Origin of the sequence: Paraburkholderia sediminicola (assembly GCF_046027355.1) — a bacterium.
Classification (GTDB): Bacteria; Pseudomonadota; Gammaproteobacteria; order Burkholderiales; family Burkholderiaceae; genus Paraburkholderia; species Paraburkholderia sediminicola_B.
In genome coordinates this window covers 159,775-177,497 of the sequence record NZ_JAQQEK010000009.1, presented here as the reverse complement: position 1 = coordinate 177,497, position 17,723 = coordinate 159,775, and the positions used below count along the sequence as shown (strand labels likewise).

13 protein-coding genes are annotated in these 17,723 nt (G+C 65.1%); 4 read left to right on the top strand and 9 right to left on the bottom strand.

What is annotated here, in order from left to right:
• Positions 1-174 precede the first annotated feature (174 nt).
• Positions 175-4,308 carry an ATP-dependent RNA helicase HrpA gene (gene hrpA, locus PQR42_RS17715; RefSeq protein WP_408493684.1) on the bottom strand — a complete coding sequence of 1,378 codons (4,134 nt, stop codon included), beginning with the start codon at positions 4,306-4,308 and terminating at the stop codon, positions 175-177.
• 485 nt (positions 4,309-4,793) lie between these two features.
• On the opposite strand from hrpA, the gene argA reads away from it, so the two are divergent.
• From argA to proP, 3 genes are all read left to right on the top strand, one after another.
• Complete coding sequence (gene argA / locus PQR42_RS17710) at positions 4,794-6,182, top strand: amino-acid N-acetyltransferase (RefSeq protein ID WP_132373802.1); 1,389 nt, start codon at positions 4,794-4,796, stop codon at positions 6,180-6,182.
• 53 nt (positions 6,183-6,235) lie between these two features.
• Positions 6,236-6,511 carry an oxidative damage protection protein gene (locus tag PQR42_RS17705; protein ID WP_073427523.1) on the top strand — a complete coding sequence of 92 codons (276 nt, stop codon included), beginning with the start codon at positions 6,236-6,238 and terminating at the stop codon, positions 6,509-6,511.
• Positions 6,512-7,226: 715 nt separating this feature from the next.
• The gene (gene proP, locus PQR42_RS17700; RefSeq protein ID WP_408387268.1) at positions 7,227-8,729 is read left to right on the top strand and encodes a glycine betaine/L-proline transporter ProP; all 1,503 of its coding nucleotides are present in this window, start codon (positions 7,227-7,229) and stop codon (positions 8,727-8,729) included.
• A 79-nt stretch (positions 8,730-8,808) separates the two neighbouring features.
• On the opposite strand, the gene PQR42_RS17695 is transcribed toward proP, so the two are convergent.
• The 8 genes from PQR42_RS17695 to PQR42_RS17660 all read right to left on the bottom strand — a co-directional run bounded on the left by PQR42_RS17695 (position 8,809) and on the right by PQR42_RS17660 (position 16,795).
• Entirely contained in the window at positions 8,809-9,297 is a 489-nt protein-coding gene (locus PQR42_RS17695) for a metallophosphoesterase family protein (protein WP_408387224.1), read from the bottom strand.
• A 244-nt stretch (positions 9,298-9,541) separates the two neighbouring features.
• Positions 9,542-10,348, bottom strand: coding sequence for a hypothetical protein (locus PQR42_RS17690; RefSeq protein WP_408387269.1), 807 nt, complete (start codon positions 10,346-10,348; stop codon positions 9,542-9,544).
• 5 nt (positions 10,349-10,353) lie between these two features.
• Positions 10,354-10,929 carry a TMEM175 family protein gene (locus PQR42_RS17685; RefSeq protein ID WP_408387225.1) on the bottom strand — a complete coding sequence of 192 codons (576 nt, stop codon included), beginning with the start codon at positions 10,927-10,929 and terminating at the stop codon, positions 10,354-10,356.
• A gap of 136 nt (positions 10,930-11,065) precedes the next feature.
• On the bottom strand, positions 11,066-11,416 hold the full coding sequence (locus PQR42_RS17680; RefSeq protein ID WP_408387226.1) for a cupin domain-containing protein: 351 nt from the start codon (positions 11,414-11,416) through the stop codon (positions 11,066-11,068).
• Between the two features lie 27 nt (positions 11,417-11,443).
• On the bottom strand, positions 11,444-12,844 hold the full coding sequence (locus PQR42_RS17675) for an FAD-containing oxidoreductase (RefSeq protein ID WP_408203645.1): 1,401 nt from the start codon (positions 12,842-12,844) through the stop codon (positions 11,444-11,446).
• Between the two features lie 126 nt (positions 12,845-12,970).
• Positions 12,971-13,159 (bottom strand): hypothetical protein, encoded by a 189-nt coding sequence (locus PQR42_RS17670; RefSeq protein ID WP_012433618.1) that lies wholly within the window; start codon positions 13,157-13,159, stop codon positions 12,971-12,973.
• A 221-nt stretch (positions 13,160-13,380) separates the two neighbouring features.
• On the bottom strand, positions 13,381-15,687 hold the full coding sequence (locus tag PQR42_RS17665) for a putative bifunctional diguanylate cyclase/phosphodiesterase (protein WP_408387227.1): 2,307 nt from the start codon (positions 15,685-15,687) through the stop codon (positions 13,381-13,383).
• Between the two features lie 277 nt (positions 15,688-15,964).
• Positions 15,965-16,795 carry an SH3 domain-containing protein gene (locus PQR42_RS17660; protein WP_408387228.1) on the bottom strand — a complete coding sequence of 277 codons (831 nt, stop codon included), beginning with the start codon at positions 16,793-16,795 and terminating at the stop codon, positions 15,965-15,967.
• Between the two features lie 316 nt (positions 16,796-17,111).
• Here PQR42_RS17660 and PQR42_RS17655 point away from each other — a divergent pair, with 316 nt between their 5' ends.
• Positions 17,112-17,690, top strand: coding sequence for a lysozyme inhibitor LprI family protein (locus PQR42_RS17655; RefSeq protein ID WP_408387229.1), 579 nt, complete (start codon positions 17,112-17,114; stop codon positions 17,688-17,690).
• The last annotated feature ends 33 nt before the right edge of the window (positions 17,691-17,723 follow it).

Below are 17,723 nucleotides of genomic sequence, written 5' to 3'. Positions count from 1 at the left end.
GGTGCGACGAGTGCGGGACCGACAAAAGCCCCGCGCCGTTTTGCGCGCGCCATCGTTCCCACAAGGCATGGCGTTGCGCGCGTTTTTATCCGCACCGCGAAAGGCAGCCGGTCTATAACCGAGGCCACCCGCATGAGGCGGCAACACACGGCGCGCCCTCGCCCCTCAAGTCGATCACCGCTGCATCGACTCCCACACCTTGTAAAGCCGCTTCACCGAAACCGGCATCGGCGTGCGCAACTCCTGCGCAAACAGCGAGATCCGCAACTCCTCCAGCAGCCAGCGAAACTCCGACAAGCGTGGATCCAGCACGCCGCCGCGTTGCGCGACCGCGCGCTGATAGTTCTGCAACAGCGGCTGGAATTCGGCGAACTGCCGGGCGTCGCGCGCGGAGTCCGCCTTCAGCTTGTCGATCCGCAGCGCGATCCCTTTCAGATAACGCGGGAAATGCGCCAGTTGCGCGTACGGCGTGTCGACCACGAAGCGCTTGCCAATCAGTCCGTCGAGCTGGTTCTGCAGATCGGCGTGCGCGGCCGTGAACGACTTCGCCTGCACCAGCTTCTTCGCCACCGTCGCGTATTCGCTCAGAATCTGCCCGACCAGCCGCGCAATTTCCTGAGCCAGCAAGGTCAGGCGGCTGCGACCTTCGTCGCGGCGCGTGTGGAAGCTGACGTCGTCGTCGGGCAACGGGTCTTGCAGGCAGGCGCGATCGAGCGCGGTGTCGATCAGTTGATCCCGCAACTCTTCCTGCGTGCCGCGCGGCATGAACTGCATCGCCATTTCGCGCAAACCGGGCAGATTCTTTTCCAGATACTTGATCGGCTCCTTCAACTGCAACGCGAACAGCCGGCGCAGTCCCGCGCGATGAATCCGCGCGGCCTCGTCCGGTGAATCGAACACTTCGACGTCGCAATGCGTGCCGCGATCCACCAGCGCCGGATAGCCGAACAGCGTCTGCCCGCCACGACGGATTTCGAGCAACTCGGGCAGCTTGCCGAAATTCCACGTCATCAGCTTTTCATACAGCGCCGTGCCCTGCGCGCCGGCTTGCGGCGCGGTCTGCGGACCTGGCGCGGCAGCGCCCTTGCCTCGCTGCGCCGCTCCGCCTGCCGCACCTGACGCTTGCGACGGCGTCGCGACACCGCCGCCGCCCGCGTCCGCCAACGCCGCCCCGGCCGCACTCGACGCGATCTTCTGGAAATGCTGCTGCGCCTGGCCGCCGAGTTCGGCGCGCAGTTGCGACAGGTTGCGGCCCATCGCGAGCTGACGCCCATGCTCGTCGACGACCTTGAAGTTCATGAACAGATGCGGCGGCAAGGTCTCGAGCTTGAAGTCCGACTGCTTCATCGCGACCTGGGTCTGCTCGCGAATATCGGCGATCAGCGACTCGAGCAAACCACCCGCGCCGAAGCGCGGACCGCTGTGCCGGTCGACGAAACCCGCCGCGTACTCGGGCAGCGGCACGCAATGACGGCGCAGCTTCTGCGGCAACGACTTCAGCAGCAGTTGCGTCTTCTCTTTCAGCATGCCGGGCACGAGCCATTCGCAGCGCCGCGCATCGACCTGATTCAACGCATACAGCGGCACGGCGAGCGTCACGCCGTCGCGCGGCGAACCCGGCTCGAAGTGATAGGTGAGCGCCATCTCGACGCCCGCCATCGTCATCCGCTTCGGGAATAGGTCGGTGGTCACGCCGGCGGCTTCGTGCCGCATCAGATCGTCGCGCGACAAATACAGCAGGCGTAGCTTGTCTTCCGGCTGGCCGCTCTCTTTCACCTCGTCGCGATACCAGCGCTCGAACGACGCGCCGGTGTAAATGCCCTTCGGCAGCGCCTGATCGTAGTAGGCAAAAATCAGTTCGTCGTCGACCAGCACGTCCTGGCGGCGCGACTTGTGTTCGAGCTGCTCGATATCGGCGAGCAGCTTGCGGTTGTGCGCGAAGAACGCGAGCTTCGTATCGAACTCGCCTTCCACCAGCGCGCCGCGAATGAACAGCTCGCGGGCGCGCGCCGGCTCCTGTTTGCCGAAGCTCACGCGCCGCCGGTGATAGATCGGCAAGCCGTACAGCACCGCACGCTCGAACGCCGAAACCTGCGCCGCGCGCTTCTCCCAATGCGGTTCGGAGAGCGACTTCTTCAACAGATGCGCGCCGATCTTCTCGATCCACTCCGGCTCGATCTTCGCGATGCAACGCGCATACAGGCGGCTCGTCTCGACCAGTTCGGCGGCCATCACCCACTTGCCGGCTTTCTTCACTAGCGCCGAGCCCGGCCACAAATAGAACTTGATGCCGCGCGCGCCGAGGTAGTACGGCTCGTCGTCGGCCTTGAGGCCGATGTTGCCGAGCAAGCCCGTCAGCAGCGCGAGATGGATCTGCTCGAAGGTCGCTTCCGCTTCATTCAGACGCCAGCCGTGCTCGCGCACCACCGTCAGCAGTTGCGAGTGCACGTCGCGCCATTCGCGCAGGCGTAGTTGCGAGAGGAAGTTCTTACGGCACTCCTCGTGCAATTGCTTGTTCGACTTCTTGTGCGCGATCGCTTCCTCGAACCAGTTCCAGATTTTGAGCCACTGCAGGAATTCGGAGCGCTCGTCGGCGAAACGACGATGCGCCTGATCGGCTTGCTCCTGCGCTTCGATCGGCCGGTCGCGCGGATCCTGCACGGACAACGCGCTCGCGATGATCAGTACTTCCTTTAACGCCTGCTGGTCGCGCGCGGCCAGAATCATCCGGCCGACGCGCGGGTCGAGCGGCAGGCGCGCGAGTTCGCGGCCGAGCGGCGTGAGCTGGTTGTCGTCGTCGACGGCGCCGAGTTCGTTGAGCAGCTGATAGCCGTCGGCGATCGCACGGCCCGGCGGCGGCTCGATGAACGGGAACGTTTCGATCGCCGTCAGATGCAGCGACTTCATGCGCAGAATCACCGACGCCAGCGACGAGCGCAGAATCTCCGGATCGGTGAAGCGCACGCGGCCCTGAAAGTCGCTTTCCTCGTAAAGGCGAATGCAGATGCCGTCGGCGACGCGGCCGCAACGACCCGCCCGCTGATTCGCGGCGGCCTGCGAAATCGATTCCACCTGCAACTGCTCGACCTTGTTGCGGTACGAGTAGCGCTTCACGCGCGCGAGGCCGGTGTCGACCACATAGCGGATGCCCGGCACCGTCAGCGAGGTTTCGGCGACGTTGGTGGCCAGCACGATGCGGCGCGCGTTCGAAGTGCGGAACACGCGCTCCTGTTCGGCCGCGGAAAGACGCGCGAACAGCGGCAGGATCTCCGTATGCGGCGGATGATGCTTGCGCAGCGCCTCGGCGGCGTCGCGGATTTCGCGCTCGCCGGGCAGGAACACGAGCACGTCGCCGGGACCTTCGCGGCAGAGTTCGTCGACGGCGTCGACGATGGCGTCCATCAGATCGCGATCGGTTTCGCGCTGAGTTTTCGGCCGGTCGCCACGCTGCGTGGACGGCGCGTTGCCTTCCGCGGACTTCACGGCGGGACTGTCTTCCGCGACCGGACGGTAGCGCACCTCGACCGGATAAAGCCGCCCGCTCACCTCGATCACCGGCGCGGGCTTTTCTTCGCTGCCGAAGTGGCGCGCGAAGCGGTCCGCGTCGATCGTCGCCGAGGTCACGATCAGTTTCAGATCGGGACGCTTGACGAGGATTTCCTTCAGATAGCCGAGCAGAAAGTCGATGTTCAGGCTGCGCTCGTGCGCCTCGTCGATGATCAGCGTGTCGTACGCTTTCAGCAGCGGATCGGTCTGCGTTTCGGCGAGCAGAATACCGTCGGTCATCAGCTTGACGGAGGCGCCCGGCGACAGATTGTCGGTGAAGCGCACCTTGTAGCCGACCACTTCGCCGAACGGCGTGCCGAGTTCCTCGGCGATGCGGCGGCCCGTCGCCGACGCGGCGATCCGGCGCGGCTGCGTGTGGCCGATCAGGCCGGAGCCGCCCGCGCCGAGACCGCGCCCGAGTTCTAGGCAGATTTTCGGCAACTGGGTGGTTTTACCGGAGCCGGTCTCGCCGCAGACGATCACGACCTGATTCTGGGCGATGGCTTTGGCGATTTCCTCGCGCCGGCCCGACACGGGCAGCGCTTCGGGGTAGGTAATCGGTGGAATCGGATTGGGTTCGACCACACGCGGCGCGCGCGGTGCACGGGGCTCACGTGGCTGCTGCGGTTCGCGGCGGTTCGCGCTGCGCTCGGTGTCGCTGGCTGCCTGCGATTTTTGCGCGGGCGCACCGCCGGATTCGCGGCGCGACGCCCCGCCTTGCTCGAGCGTGCGACGCGATTGTGCTCCGGCCTGCGCAGTCACGCGACTCGGCTGCTCTCCGCCTCGAGGGGGCGCGAGACTTGGCTGATCACCACGGCCGCCACCTTTCTGCTGATTACCGCCCGGTAGATTCGTAGGCCGAGCGCGCCGCTCGCCACTTTGCCGCGGTTGCTGGTGGCCCTGTGAGGCGTTCTGCTTCTGCGAACGGCCCGTGTTTTGGCCTGCGCCCCGACCTTCCTCACTACGCGGCGATTGCGACTCGCCACCTCCGGCGTGTTTCGCGGCCACAGCGCCCCCCTGGCGATGGGCCTTGTGGGAGGAATCATTTTCCTGCGCCGACGCCTGAGCATTTTCGGTCGCGCGCCGCGGCCCACGCGCCGTGTGTGGCGTGTTGCGTTCGGCGTCCTGCGCATTGCGGCGCTCTGCGTCGCCGGCCTTCGGTTGATCGGCGGCCGGCGCCGGATTCTCGTTCGCCGCAGCGGGACTTTTGGGTACATTCGACATGGGGGCGCATTATAATCCCCGGCATGAATTCCCAAACCGACCTCGTCCCCGCGCCCGCGAGCGCTCCGGCCCCCGCCGGAGCAACGGAAGATCTCGCCCAGCACGCGCAATTCGTCGACTGGATGCGCTCAGTCGCCCCTTACATCCATGCGTTCCGCAACAAGACGTTCGTCGTCGGCTTTGGCGGCGAGGTGGTGCATCAGGGGCTCCTGAACGCGCTCGTGTCCGACATCGCGCTCTTGCAGGCCATGGGCATCCAGATCGTGCTGGTGCACGGCTCACGCCCGCAGGTCGAGGAGCAGATGAGCCTGCACGGCGTGGAGTCCGAGTTTTCGCACGGCATGCGCATCACCGACGCGCGCGCGCTCGAGTCCGCGAAAGAAGCGGCCGGCGAAGTGCGTCTGGATATCGAGGCCGCCATCAGCCAGGGCTTGCCGAATACGCCGATGGCGCACGCGCACATCAGCGTGGTGTCGGGCAACTTCGTGACGGCGCGGCCGGTGGGCATTCTCGACGGTGTCGATTTCGCCCACACCGGCGTGGTGCGCAAGATCGACGCCGATTCGATCCGTCATTCGCTCGCGAGCCGCAAGCTGGTGCTGCTCTCGCCGCTCGGCTTCTCGCCCACCGGCGAGGCCTTCAATCTGGCCATGGAAGACGTGGCGTCCGCCGCGGCGATCGCGCTGCGCGCCGACAAGATCGTGTTCCTGACCGAAACGCCGGGCCTGATGGAAGCCGGCGAAAACGGCCCCGAACTGGTGCGCGAACTGTCGCTCGACGACGCCTACAAGCTGCACGAAAGCGGCGAGGTCACCGGCGACGCGGGCTTCTATCTGAAGCACTCGATCCGCGCCTGCCGCGGCGGCGTGGCGCGGGCGCACATCATCCCTTACGCGCTCGACGGCAGCCTGCTGCTCGAACTGTTTCTGCACGACGGCGTGGGCACGATGATCTCGTACGAGAACCTCGAAAGCCTGCGCGAAGCCACGCCGGACGACGTCGGCGGCATTCTCGCGCTGATCGAGCCGCTCGAATCGGACGGCACGCTGGTGCGGCGCGGGCGTCACCAGATTGAACGCGACATCGACCATTTCTCGGTGATCGAGCACGATGGCGTGCTGTTCGGCTGCGCGGCGCTGTATCCGTATACGCAGGAGCGCATCGGCGAAATGGCGTGCCTGACGGTCGCCCCCGAAGCGCAAGGCACCGGCGACGGCGAGCGGCTGTTGAAGCGCATCGAGCAACGCGCGCGGGCGCGCGGCCTGACGCGCATTTTCGTGCTCACCACGCGTACCGAACACTGGTTCCTCAAGCGCGGCTTCGTCAAAGTCACGGTCGACGACCTGCCGGAAGACCGCCGCAGACTCTATAACTGGCAGCGCAAGTCGCTCGTGCTGATGAAACAGCTTTGAGCGGCCTCATATAAAGCGACTGCCGCCCCCACATCGATTAGGAGAAGCACAGCATGACTCGTATGGTTCAATGCGCGAAGCTCGGCAAGGAAGCCGAAGGCCTCGATTTCCCGCCGCTGCCGGGCGAACTCGGCAAGCGGATCTACGAAAGCATTTCGAAGGAAGCATGGCAGGCCTGGTTGAAGCAGCAAACCATGCTGATCAACGAAAACCGCCTGAACATGGCGGATCCGCGCGCACGCCAATACCTGATGAAGCAGACCGAAAAGTTCTTCTTCGGCGAAGGCGCGGATACGGCACAGGGTTATGTGCCGCCGTCAGCTGAGTGAACGCTTTCGCGCTTTTAACTGCGTGACCGAAATCCGCGCCGTGTGCGCGGATTTTTTTCGCCTGCACGCGCCGCCGGATTCACCGAATCGAGGCTGCCAAATCGCTGTTCCAACAGCGCCGGGGAAATTCTCCAAACGGTACATTTCCGCGCCGTTTTAAGCCCCTTTTCCAGACCGCGAGGATCCGCCCAATCCCCCGCCCCACAAGGGATTGAGCGCCTCCGCCAAGGCCCCCGCCGGACGCCGGGTTTGCACGATCCTCTGTTATCGTGCTATCATGTGCCTCGTTCCAACAGCATTTCACCTTCATTCACGTTCTCTTCAGATTGGCGCGCAGTGCGTGTGCCATGCCGAATTGAACAGTTTTTATACAAGAAGGCTCGTCGGTCGCTTCCCCGTTTCATGCGCCCCTTCATGGCCCCCATGAGCGGCGAATAAAGCACCGGCCTTTTTCGTTTCAAGCCTTCCAGCGGCGCATGGGCCAGCTTTCAGCCACCCCAGCGTCCTCATGCATCTGCCCCCCTTCCACGGCCACGCAGATGCAACAGTCAGCACAATCTAGACGAGTGTTTTTTCGCGACATGTCTCGCGAGGCACGGGCGTTCTGTTTTCCATCGCGCCCAGTTCCATCGCCCTCAGCGGCGACGGAGACGCTTTTCGCATGGCTCGCGAAACTGCACTTCCCAGCAACCGTGGCGGAACGTTCATGCGCATCATGAGTTTCGTCGCAGTCATTGGAGTTTTCACCTTGACCGCTTCCAGCAACGGCTTCTGGCGACACCACAAAGAAGAACAACGCCTCTCTCTCGACGACATCACCGTGGTCGACAAATCTCTCCTCAAGCGGGCCGTCGGCGCCATGGCGCTCGGCAACGCGATGGAATGGTTCGATTTCGGCGTGTACAGCTACATCGCTGTCACGCTCGGCAAAGTGTTCTTCCCGTCGGCCAGCCCCGCCGCGCAGTTGATCGCCACGTTCGGCACGTTCGCCGCGGCGTTCCTCGTGCGGCCGGTCGGCGGCATGGTGTTCGGGCCGCTGGGCGACCGCATCGGCCGACAGCGCGTGCTCGCCATGACCATGATCATGATGGCGCTCGGCACTTTCGCGATCGGGCTGATTCCGAGCTACACGACGATCGGCATTTTCGCGCCGGTGCTGCTGCTGGTCGCGCGTCTGGTGCAAGGCTTCTCGACTGGCGGCGAGTACGGCGGCGCGGCCACCTTCATCGCCGAATTCTCGACCGACAAGCGCCGCGGCTTCATGGGCAGCTTTCTCGAGTTCGGCACGCTGATCGGCTACGTGCTCGGCGCGGGTACGGTGGCCGTGCTGACCGCGACGCTCTCGAACGACGCGCTGCTCTCGTGGGGCTGGCGTGTGCCGTTCCTGATCGCCGGCCCGCTAGGTCTGGTGGGTCTGTACATCCGGATGAAGCTCGAAGAAACGCCCGCGTTCAAGAAGCAGGCCGAACAACGCGAAGCCGAAGACAAGGCCGTGCCGAAGCAGTCGTTCCGCGAGTTGCTCATGCAGCAATGGAAGCCGCTCTTGCTGTGCGTCGGCCTCGTGCTGATCTTCAACGTCACCGACTACATGGCGCTCTCGTATCTGCCGAGCTATCTGTCGGCCACGCTGCACTTCAACGAAACGCACGGTCTCTTTCTCGTGCTGCTCGTGATGGTGCTGATGATGCCGATGACGCTCGCCGCCGGCCGCCTGTCCGACACGATTGGCCGCAAACCGGTGATGCTGTTCGGTTGCGTGGGCCTGTTCGTGCTGTCGATTCCCGCCCTGCTGCTGATCCGCATGGGCACGGTGCTGCCGGTGTTCGGCGGCCTGATGATCCTCGGCGTGCTGCTGTCGTGCTTTACCGGCGTGATGCCGTCGGCGCTGCCGGCGCTGTTCCCGACCCGGATTCGCTACGGCGCGCTCGCGATCGGCTTCAATATTTCGGTGTCGCTGTTCGGCGGTACGACGCCGCTCGTGACGGCGTGGCTGGTCGACCGTACCGGCAATCTGATGATGCCCGCGTACTACCTGATGGGCGCGTCGCTGATCGGTATCGTCTCGGTGATGGCGCTGCGCGAAACCGCCCGCAAGCCGCTGCTCGGCTCGGGCCCGTGCGTGGCGACGCGCGCGGAAGCGCATGCCGTGCTGCGCGGCGAGCGTGAAGCCGAGGAGATGGACGAAGGCTATGCGGCGACGGCTACGGCGCGTGCCTGAGCGCTGGGTGTTTCAATGTTAGCGCGGCTTGTCCGCGAGTAGTCTGAGAGCGGGTCGGCAAATTTGCCGGCCCGTTTTTTTATGGCACCAGCGAATCGAAGCTCGCGCTTGCGTGCGCACCTTCGACGATCAGCATTCCGGCTGAAATCGGCAGTTTGAAACGCCGTGGCCCCGCGCTGCCCGGATTGACGAATAGCACGCCGTCGCGCTCGCTGATCGATGGCTTGTGCGAATGACCCGTCACCACCACGTTGACGCCCTGGCTGCGTGGATCGGCGCCCACGTCGGCGATGTCGTGCACGACGAGAATCGTCACTTGCTGCGCGGTCAGCGTGGTGTGCGTCGGCAGCGACGCGGCCCAATCGCCGGTGTCGTTGTTGCCGCGCACTGCCGTGACCGGCGCAATCCGCCTGAGTGCTTCGAGCACCGCCTCGTTGCAGATATCGCCCGCGTGAATGATCGCGTCGCAACCGGCGAGGTACTGCAGAGCCTCGGGGCGCACGAGATTGTGCGTGTCGGAGATCAGGCCGATTCGTATGCGTCGGGATTGTCGAGTGCGCAAAGTCATGTTGGAAGTATCGGGCAAATGCGCGGAACGTGTGCGCGGCCGTTTCGCATGAGCGGGCGTTGCGCGTGCTTTTGAGCCGCTTTTAACCGCAATGAACCACTACGTACCGATTTGAGGCGCTTGCGAGAGGCTTCTTGCCGCTACCGACCACTCGACGCGCTTTGAGCCGCTTCGTGCCACTACCAACCGCTTCGACCTGCGATGAACCGCAAAAGCCGCGATAAGCCGCAGCGAACCCTCACGCTCAATCCGCCGACTGCTGCTCCACAAGCTCACGCGACACAGCCTGCGCCGGCCGCTTCGCGCCGAGCATCCGCCGCGTCGCACCGTGCACGACGATCGAGACCAGCGCCGCGCACGCAAAGCTCAGCCACACGCCGTACCGCGGCAGCAGCGTCGCGGTCACGGCGAAGAACGCCGCGAACGAGGCGCGGCCGATCACCATGCCGCGCATCAGCAAAGCGACGAAGTCCGCGCCGTGCGCGCGCTGCGCCGACACCGCGAGCACGATGCCGAGCAAGGGAAAAACCGAGAGCAGTCCACTCCAGGTCGCGCCCATCGACGCGGATAGCGTGGTCACCGCGACCGTCAGTAACGCGCCGGCGAGCATGCGCACAGCGAGGTCACCGAGTCCGAGGCGCGCCGCCGGCACGTGACCGGCTACGCGCGGCAAACCGTTTTGCGAAATCGCCACAGCGACGCAGGCTGCTGCCGCCGCCCATGCGAGTCCAGCGGGAAGTTGCGTGAGCAGAATGGCCACGCCGACCCAGCCCACCATGCCGACGACCAGCGCGAGCGGCCACGCGACACGCCGGCAAGTCCACGCATACGCGAAATTAAACGCTTCCGACGCGGCGATCGCCGCGATCGAGGCCGCCGACGCCTGCGCCGCGAACGACGGACCGCGCTCCAACGCGAGCAGCAACACAATCGGCCCGGCGACTACCGGCAGCCCCGCGAGCCACCCCGCCACCGACGGCCCCCACACACGACCGGCGACGGTCAGCGCGGCGAGAAACGCCGGCACCAGCACGAGCTTGAGCGCGAGCAGCACGCTTACGATTCCAGCACGTGTTCGATGCGCCGGTCCGGCACCAACCACCACGCGGCAGCGAGCGTATAAAGCGCGGCCGAAACCCACGGCACGACAAACGCCAGCGCGATGCCCGCCAGATAGATCACGACCGAGACCTTGCCCTTGAAATCGCTGCCGACCGCTTTGGCGAGGGTCGAGTCCTTGCCGTGCTCGCGGATCAGCACGCCCATCAGAATGAAATACGCGATCGACGACATGAACAGCACCACGCCGTACATCGCGGTCGGCCAGGAGGCCAGATGGTTTTCGCCGACCCAATGCGTGACGGCCGGCAGCAGCGACAGCCAGAACAGCAGATGGAGGTTCGCCCACAGCACCGCGCCGTTGACCTTCTGCACGGCATGGAACATGTGATGATGATTGTTCCAGTAGATGCCGACGTAGATGAAGCTCAGCACGTACGCGCAAAACACGGGAAGCACCGGACGCAGCGCGGCGAGATCGAAGCCTTCCGGCACCTTCAACTCGAGCACCATGATCGTGATGATGATGGCGATCACGCCATCGCTGAAGGCTTCGACACGTCCCTTGCCCATCGGTTGGATTCCTGATGATGAATGCGGTTGCGCGCACCGTTCGCCCGCATTCCGCAGACGACCCGCGCCGTTGCCGATTATCCGCGATGGCCCAACGCTTTGTCGACGTGCCTGATCGATCGGCAGCGTGCCGCGTTCAAGCTGAGGCGCCGTCCGGGTAGTAGACGGCGAGCCACACGCTGGGCTCCTGAGCGCTCGTCCATGCCACCCGGTGCCGGCAATGCGCGTCGATCAGCACATGATCGCCGGCCTTCATCGGATGCGGCTCGGCCTCGCCTTCGAATTCGAGCGCCGCCGCGCCGCTCAGCAGCACGACCCACTCGGCGCGCGGACTGTCGTACCAGAAGCCCGGCGAGCTGGCGTGCCCCATCGAGACGATCCGCTCGATGCTCACGCCGTCCTGCTCCACGAACGTGTCGACCTGCTCGTCCGCGCCCGCTGGTGCGCGGTCGTCGAACAGATTGCCGCTTCTGATTGCGCGCTTCATCGTCGATGCTCCGCTTGTGCGCGCCGCTCACTTCATGGGCTTGAGTCCATCGAGCAAGGTCGGCACCAGTTCGCTGATGGTCGGGTGAATATGCATCGCATATTCCAGAGTCGGATACGGCGCGCCCGCCGTCATGATGTCGATGAACGTGTGAAGCGCCTCATCGCCTTCGATGCCGTGAATCGCCGCCCCGAGAATCCGCTTGCTCTCCTTGTCGACCATCACCTTCATGAAGCCGTCGGTTTCGCCGCGTTCGCGCGCACGGCCCACTCGCGTCATCGGCATGGAGGCGATCAGCGCGTCGCGGCCGGACTTGCGCACCTCGGCCTCCGAGGCGCCGACACGCGCGAGCGGCGGGTCGACGAACACCGCATACGCCATGATCCGCGTATCGACGCTGCGTGAACCGCCGTCGAGCAGATTGGCCGCGACGATCTGATAGTCGTCGTAGGAGGTATGGGTGAAGGCGCCGCGCCCGTTGACATCGCCGATCGCCCAGACGCCCGGCACGTTGGTGCGCAACTGGCCGTCGACCGGAATCGTGCCGTGTTTGTCCGTCGTGATGCCGGCGGCCGCGAGGCCGAGGTCGTCGGTATTCGGCTCGCGGCCGGTCGCGAACAGCAGGTGCGACGCTTCGAGCGCGGGAATGTTCTGCTCGAAGCCGATGCACACTTCGTTCTCGCGATGCGGATGCGGCTCGACCCGCGAAGGCTGCACGCCGAAGCGGAACTCCACGCCCTCGCGGGCCAGCACCTTGTGAACGGAATCGGCGAAATCGGCGTCCTCGCGCGTGAGCAAGCGTTCGCCGCGCACCAGCACGGTCACCTGACTGCCGAAGCGGCGAAAGATCTGCGCGAATTCGAGCGCGATATAACTCGCGCCGACGATCACCAGATGACTCGGCAATTCCGTCAGGTCGAGCAGGTTGGAGTTGGTGTAGTAGCGAATCCGCTCGAGCCCGTCGAGCGGCGGCACGATGGCGCGCGTGCCTGTATTGATGAAGATTTCGTCGGCGCTGATCTCGTCGAGCAGATTGCCGTCCGGCCCGCTAATAGCAAGCGTATGTGGTCCGGTGAAGCGCGCGTGGCCGTTGAACACGCTCACGTTCTTCGTGCCGCGCAGCCACTTTTCGACGCCGTCGCGCGACTGCCCGATGATCTCGTCCTTGCGCGCCTTCACCGCGGCCAGATCGACGCTGATCGCGCCGCCCACCTGCACGCCGAGTTCCGCGCAATGACGCGCGACATGCGCCGCGCGGGCGCTGGCCACATAGGATTTGGTCGGCGTGCAGCCGACGTTCACACAGGTGCCGCCAAAGGCAGCCCGCTCAATGACCGCCGTTTTGCGGCCGCTTTGACCGAGACGCACGGCGAGCGGTGAGCCGCCTTGTCCCGTACCGATCACAACTGCGTCGAAGTGCTGTGGCATGGCAACTCTCCCGAGGCTGGGGTGCTGGTCGTAGCATCTTACCCTTCGCCCCTCGAATCACCATGTTGTGCCGCTCACTACTGCCGCGGATTGTTGCGGCTGACTGCTGTTTTCCGTCCGTTTTGCTCAGGCGTGGCAATGCACCGCGCAGATCAATTCGCGCGAACGTTGCAGCGCGGCCTGCGCGCCGCGGGACGCCATCACCCAGCCGACCTGGCCGAGATTGAAATCCTGCGACACCATCACCTGCATGAGGGCGACCATCGGTAAGACCACCGACGGCCGGTAAAGCTGGTCTCTGATTAAAGCTGGCATGACGACTCCCATCGCACGGCGCCGCTTCGGCATCGCGCTCAATTTACCTTTCGATGGGAGGATTTTAGGGAGACCGGCCCCGCGGATAAATACCGGGAACGCGAAGTCACTTGTTTGTCAAACCGAACAATCGAATCCGGGTGCCGGCGGCCGCAACCGGCGAAAGCCCGCATTCGCAGGCCCGGCAAGGCGTCCGGGCCTGCGTGCGGGCCGCCGTGTGCTCAGGAGGCGTCGGCCACGTTAAGCTGCGCGTCCCACAAACTGCGGGCATACGCGCTTGCCCCGACCGGGCGGCTGTACAGATAGCCCTGCTGCTTGTCGCAATCGATCGCGCGCAGGAACGCCGCCTGTTCGGCGGTTTCCACCCCTTCGGCGGTGACGTTCATGCCGAGCGAGTGCGCCATCGCCACCACCGCCTGGGTAATCGCAATCGAATCGCGATGATCCGGCAAACCCGCGACGAACGAGCGATCGATTTTCAGGTTATGCAGCGGGAAGCGCTTCAGATACGACAACGATGAATAACCGGTGCCGAAATCGTCGACGGAAATGCGCACGCCCATGGCGTTCAGCGCGCTCAGCATCGGCAGGACGGTTTCGCTGTCGCTCATCAGCAGCCGTTCGGTGATCTCCAGCTCCAGCGCCGTCGGCTCGAGCCCGGACTGCGCGAGACAGCGTTCGATCCGCTCCACCAGGCCGTCGTTGAACTGCCGCGGCGACAGGTTCACCGCGACGATCAGTTCCGGCGCCAGCGTGCGCCGCCATTGCGCCACCTGCTCGCAGGCCCGCGCCAGCACGAAGTCGCCGATCTCGACGATTAGCCCCGCATCTTCGGCGACGGGGATGAATTCCCCCGGCGACACGTTGCCCAGTTCGCTGTTGTACCAGCGCAGGAGCGCCTCCGCGCCGATCGTGCGGCCATCGTGGCTATCGACGATCGGCTGGTACACGAGGCTCAGTTCGTTGGCGGCGAGCGCGCGCCGCAGCGATTGCTCGATCGTGAAGCGGCGTTGCAGATGCTGATTCAGTTCGGCGGTAAAGAACTGGAAGTTGTTGCGGCCGCGCTGCTTGGCGTGATACATCGCCGAATCGGCGTTGCGCATGAGCGTGGCGACGTCCTGGCCGTCTTCGGGAAAGCGGCTGATGCCGATCGACGCGCCCAGGTAATACTCGTTGTCCGCCACCGCGAACGGTACCGCGATCATGTCGAGGATGCGGCGCGCGAGGCCGATCAGATGACCGGTGTTTTCATACGCGCTGACCACGATCACGAACTCGTCGCCGCCCACGCGCGCGAGCGTGTCCTCGGGCGAGATGCATGCCGAGAGACGCTCCGCCACGCTGCAGAGCAGGGAATCGCCGGCCTCGTGGCCCGCCGTGTCGTTGACCTTCTTGAAGCCGTCCAGGTCGACGAACAGCACGGCGACGCTCGCCAGCTCGCCCATGCCGGACGACATGTCCGGCGTGAACAGATCACGCATCCGCTCCGTGAGATAGGCGCGGTTATAGAGGCCGGTGAGCGAATCGCGGGTGGCGAGGAACTTGAGCTGCCGCTGCGCCTCGCGCACGGGTCCGATGTCGGTGAACGAAATCAGCACCGAACTCGGTTCGCTCTCGCCCGGCTTGATGATCGGCACGACGTTCTCGGTGATCCAGACGATGTCGCCGCCGATCAGTTCCACGCCGATCGTGACGCCGAGCACGGGTTTGCCGGTTGTCAGCACCTGGGCGGTCGGGCGGGCCGTGTCGGCGACGAGCGAGCCGTCCTCGTGATACGCGCGCACCATCACCGTATGAATACTGCGGCCGACGATCTGCGGGGTCGCGCGCAAAATGCGCTGCGCGCTCGGATTGCAGGCGAGCACGATGCCGTCACGCGACTGCACGACGATCCCTTCGATCAGATGATCGACCACCAGCCGGTGATGCTCCTCGCTGTGCGCGAGGCGCTGAACCATGGTGTCCTGATGCACGGCGAGACCGACGCTGCGGCCGATGTCGCGCAGCATCGCTTCTTCCTCGGCGCTCGGACGGCGCGGCACGCGGTAGTACACCGCGAAGGCGCCGAGCACCACGCCGGAATCGTTTTCAAAGGGCACCGACCAGCAGGCCCGCAGGCCGAGCGGCAGCGCGAGGTGCCGGAAGTCGGCCCACAGCGGATCGGTTTCGATATCCTCGACGACGACGAGGCGCCGCTCGTACATCGCGGTGCCACACGAGCCGACCCGTGGACCGATCGCGGCGCCGTCGATCGCCTCGCTGTAGTGCGCCGGCAGCGACGGCGCGCCGCCCACTCTGGTGTGAACGCCGTCGGGATCGAGCAACAGGATTGAACAGGACGCGCCTGCCCCCAGCAGCGCTTCCGCGCGGCGGCATACTTCGTCAAGCAATTCCGGCAGCGGCGTGTTGCGGGTGATCAACCGCAACACCGTGCGCTCCGACGCCAGCACCCCTTCGGCGAGATTCGATCCATAGCGGCCTTCAGGCGCTGCTCCCAGCGTGTTTTCTGATGTCGCTTCGCAAGTCATATGTGCGCCCCCTAACCCGACATCGGCAAGTTAGTGTACGCGGCACACGGGGGTTTACGCGAGGCCGGCGAATTTAATTCGTCGCGCGTGGGAGGCGGGTTGGCTAATTGGGCCGGTTGATTGCTGAGGCTAACGGCGCAATCACTGTGCTGGAGCGGGTGATGGCGCCGTGAGCGGGCGCCGCGCGGGCAGGATTTCGGGCTCCGCTACCGCCTGTTGCGGAGGCGGAACCCGAATCACGCCGGGACACGCTGCGGCGACCTGGGAATGAGCGCGATCAGCCGTGCTGATCCGGTGGACGGCCGCCGCCACCGCCTCCGCCTCCGCCACCGCCGCCTCCGCCGTGTCCTCCGCCGCCGTTGCCACCGTTGCCTCCGCCCGGCGGCCTGCCTCCGCCGCCTTGCGGAGGACCACCTTGAGGCCGGCCACCGGCATTGCCCTGCGGTTGACCGCCCGGAGGACGGCCGCCTGCATTACCCGGCGGCTGACCACCCGGTGGCCTTCCTCCGACATTCCCCGGCGGCGGCCCGCTCGGTGGCCTTCCATTCCCGTGCCCCGGCGGCGGACCACCCGGCGGCCTTCCATTCCCGTGCCCCGGCGGCGGACCGCCCGGCGGCCTTCCATTGCCGTGCCCCGGGGGAGGCCCACCCGGCGGCCTTCCGCCCGGTGGCCTTCCCGCGCCGGGACGCGGCGGGGGCGGCGGCGGATGATGCGCCCAGCGCGATTGCTGGCCGTACCAAGGCCGACCGCGATAATAGTTGCCCCAATATGTGCCGATCGAGAACGTCACGATCGGCAGCCCGATCACCGTGCCGTAGTTCATCACCGGCACGTTGGCGCCCTGATAGGGATAACTGAGCGAGCCTGCGTAAACCCAGCCGCGCAGGTTTGGCGCGGCGACATCGCACCATTGATAGTTGCTGATGCACCCCATGACGCTCAGCGGAACACCGCCCGGCAATTGCGTCACGATCGGGTAATCCGGCGCCGGCCCCGCGCGCACGTTGGCGGTGGTGTTGGTGTAAGCCTGCGACTGCGCGCAAGCCACGGCGGGCAAGGCCAGCACGCCGGCCGCCGCATAAAGACATCGAACGAGGTGTTGTTTCATTCTTTCTCCCGTTTCAAGGGCCGCGTTTCTCTTGCCGGCCTGTCCTGCTGATGTAGTGAGTACTTGTGGTCCCTGCACGGCACGCCGCATTGCCATGCATTGCCCTGCATTTCCGCGCGATGTGTCCGCTCACCGACAGGTTGCACGGCACATGCCTGAAAGCGTTCAGTCAACCTCTCGCATCGATTCCTGCCGTCCTCGTGAGGCAAGATTTGGTAACCACCCACGTGAAGTCAGGCGTTTTTCGGACGTCCGTGTTTTGGCGACTCGGCCGATCATCCCTTGCATGAAAAAGCCATGCACTGCCGGGACCGCAATGACAATAATCCGCCCCCTTCTGATCGCCGCGCTGATGCTCGCGCATCCAGTTGCCCATGCCACCAGCTTCGATTGCAACAGGGGGCGCTCGCTAACCGAGAAGATGATTTGCAACGACCCCGCGCTCTCGAAGCTCGACGACACGCTGGGGCAACTGTACTGGAAAGCGCGTCGGCGGGTCACCAACCGGCGGGCTTTTCTCACCGACAGCGACAGCAAGTGGGCATGGCGTGAAGCGAACTGCCGCGATGCGGCGTGTCTGGGGACGTGGTACGCGACGCGTATCGAGGAACTGCAGAAGCTGATCGAAAGCATGCAAGCGGGAACGCAACAGCCGTCGGCAACGCCGGTTGAACCGGACACGCGACGAAGGCCACTCATGGCGCCCGCGCAACCCACCGAGGTGGCGATACGTCAGTGCACGGCGGCGAATCCGGGGATCGTGGTGAACGAACAGTGTTCCACCGTGATCAAGGAGACCAGCGGTCAGTGGAAACATCAACCGCGTGGCGGCGACTGGTTCTGCGGCATTGCAATGCTGGCGCCGGCGGAGATGCAGGCCGACGCCGCGCAATGAGAGGTGTTGCGCATGTTGGCGCGGCGCGGCCGC

Bases quoted from the DNA above. Each gene is read 5' to 3' on its own strand.
- argA (WP_132373802.1), top strand. From the start codon at position 4,794: ATGAATTCCCAAACCGACCTCGTCCCCGCGCCCGCGAGCGCTCCGGCC.
- PQR42_RS17675 (WP_408203645.1), bottom strand. From the start codon at position 12,844: ATGCCACAGCACTTCGACGCAGTTGTGATCGGTACGGGACAAGGCGGC.
- proP (WP_408387268.1), top strand. From the start codon at position 7,227: ATGAGTTTCGTCGCAGTCATTGGAGTTTTCACCTTGACCGCTTCCAGC.
- PQR42_RS17680 (WP_408387226.1), bottom strand. From the start codon at position 11,416: ATGAAGCGCGCAATCAGAAGCGGCAATCTGTTCGACGACCGCGCACCA.
- PQR42_RS17685 (WP_408387225.1), bottom strand. From the start codon at position 10,929: ATGGGCAAGGGACGTGTCGAAGCCTTCAGCGATGGCGTGATCGCCATC.
- PQR42_RS17655 (WP_408387229.1), top strand. From the start codon at position 17,112: ATGACAATAATCCGCCCCCTTCTGATCGCCGCGCTGATGCTCGCGCAT.
- PQR42_RS17695 (WP_408387224.1), bottom strand. From the start codon at position 9,297: ATGACTTTGCGCACTCGACAATCCCGACGCATACGAATCGGCCTGATC.
- PQR42_RS17705 (WP_073427523.1), top strand. From the start codon at position 6,236: ATGACTCGTATGGTTCAATGCGCGAAGCTCGGCAAGGAAGCCGAAGGC.
- PQR42_RS17660 (WP_408387228.1), bottom strand. From the start codon at position 16,795: ATGAAACAACACCTCGTTCGATGTCTTTATGCGGCGGCCGGCGTGCTG.
- PQR42_RS17670 (WP_012433618.1), bottom strand. From the start codon at position 13,159: ATGCCAGCTTTAATCAGAGACCAGCTTTACCGGCCGTCGGTGGTCTTA.
- PQR42_RS17665 (WP_408387227.1), bottom strand. From the start codon at position 15,687: ATGACTTGCGAAGCGACATCAGAAAACACGCTGGGAGCAGCGCCTGAA.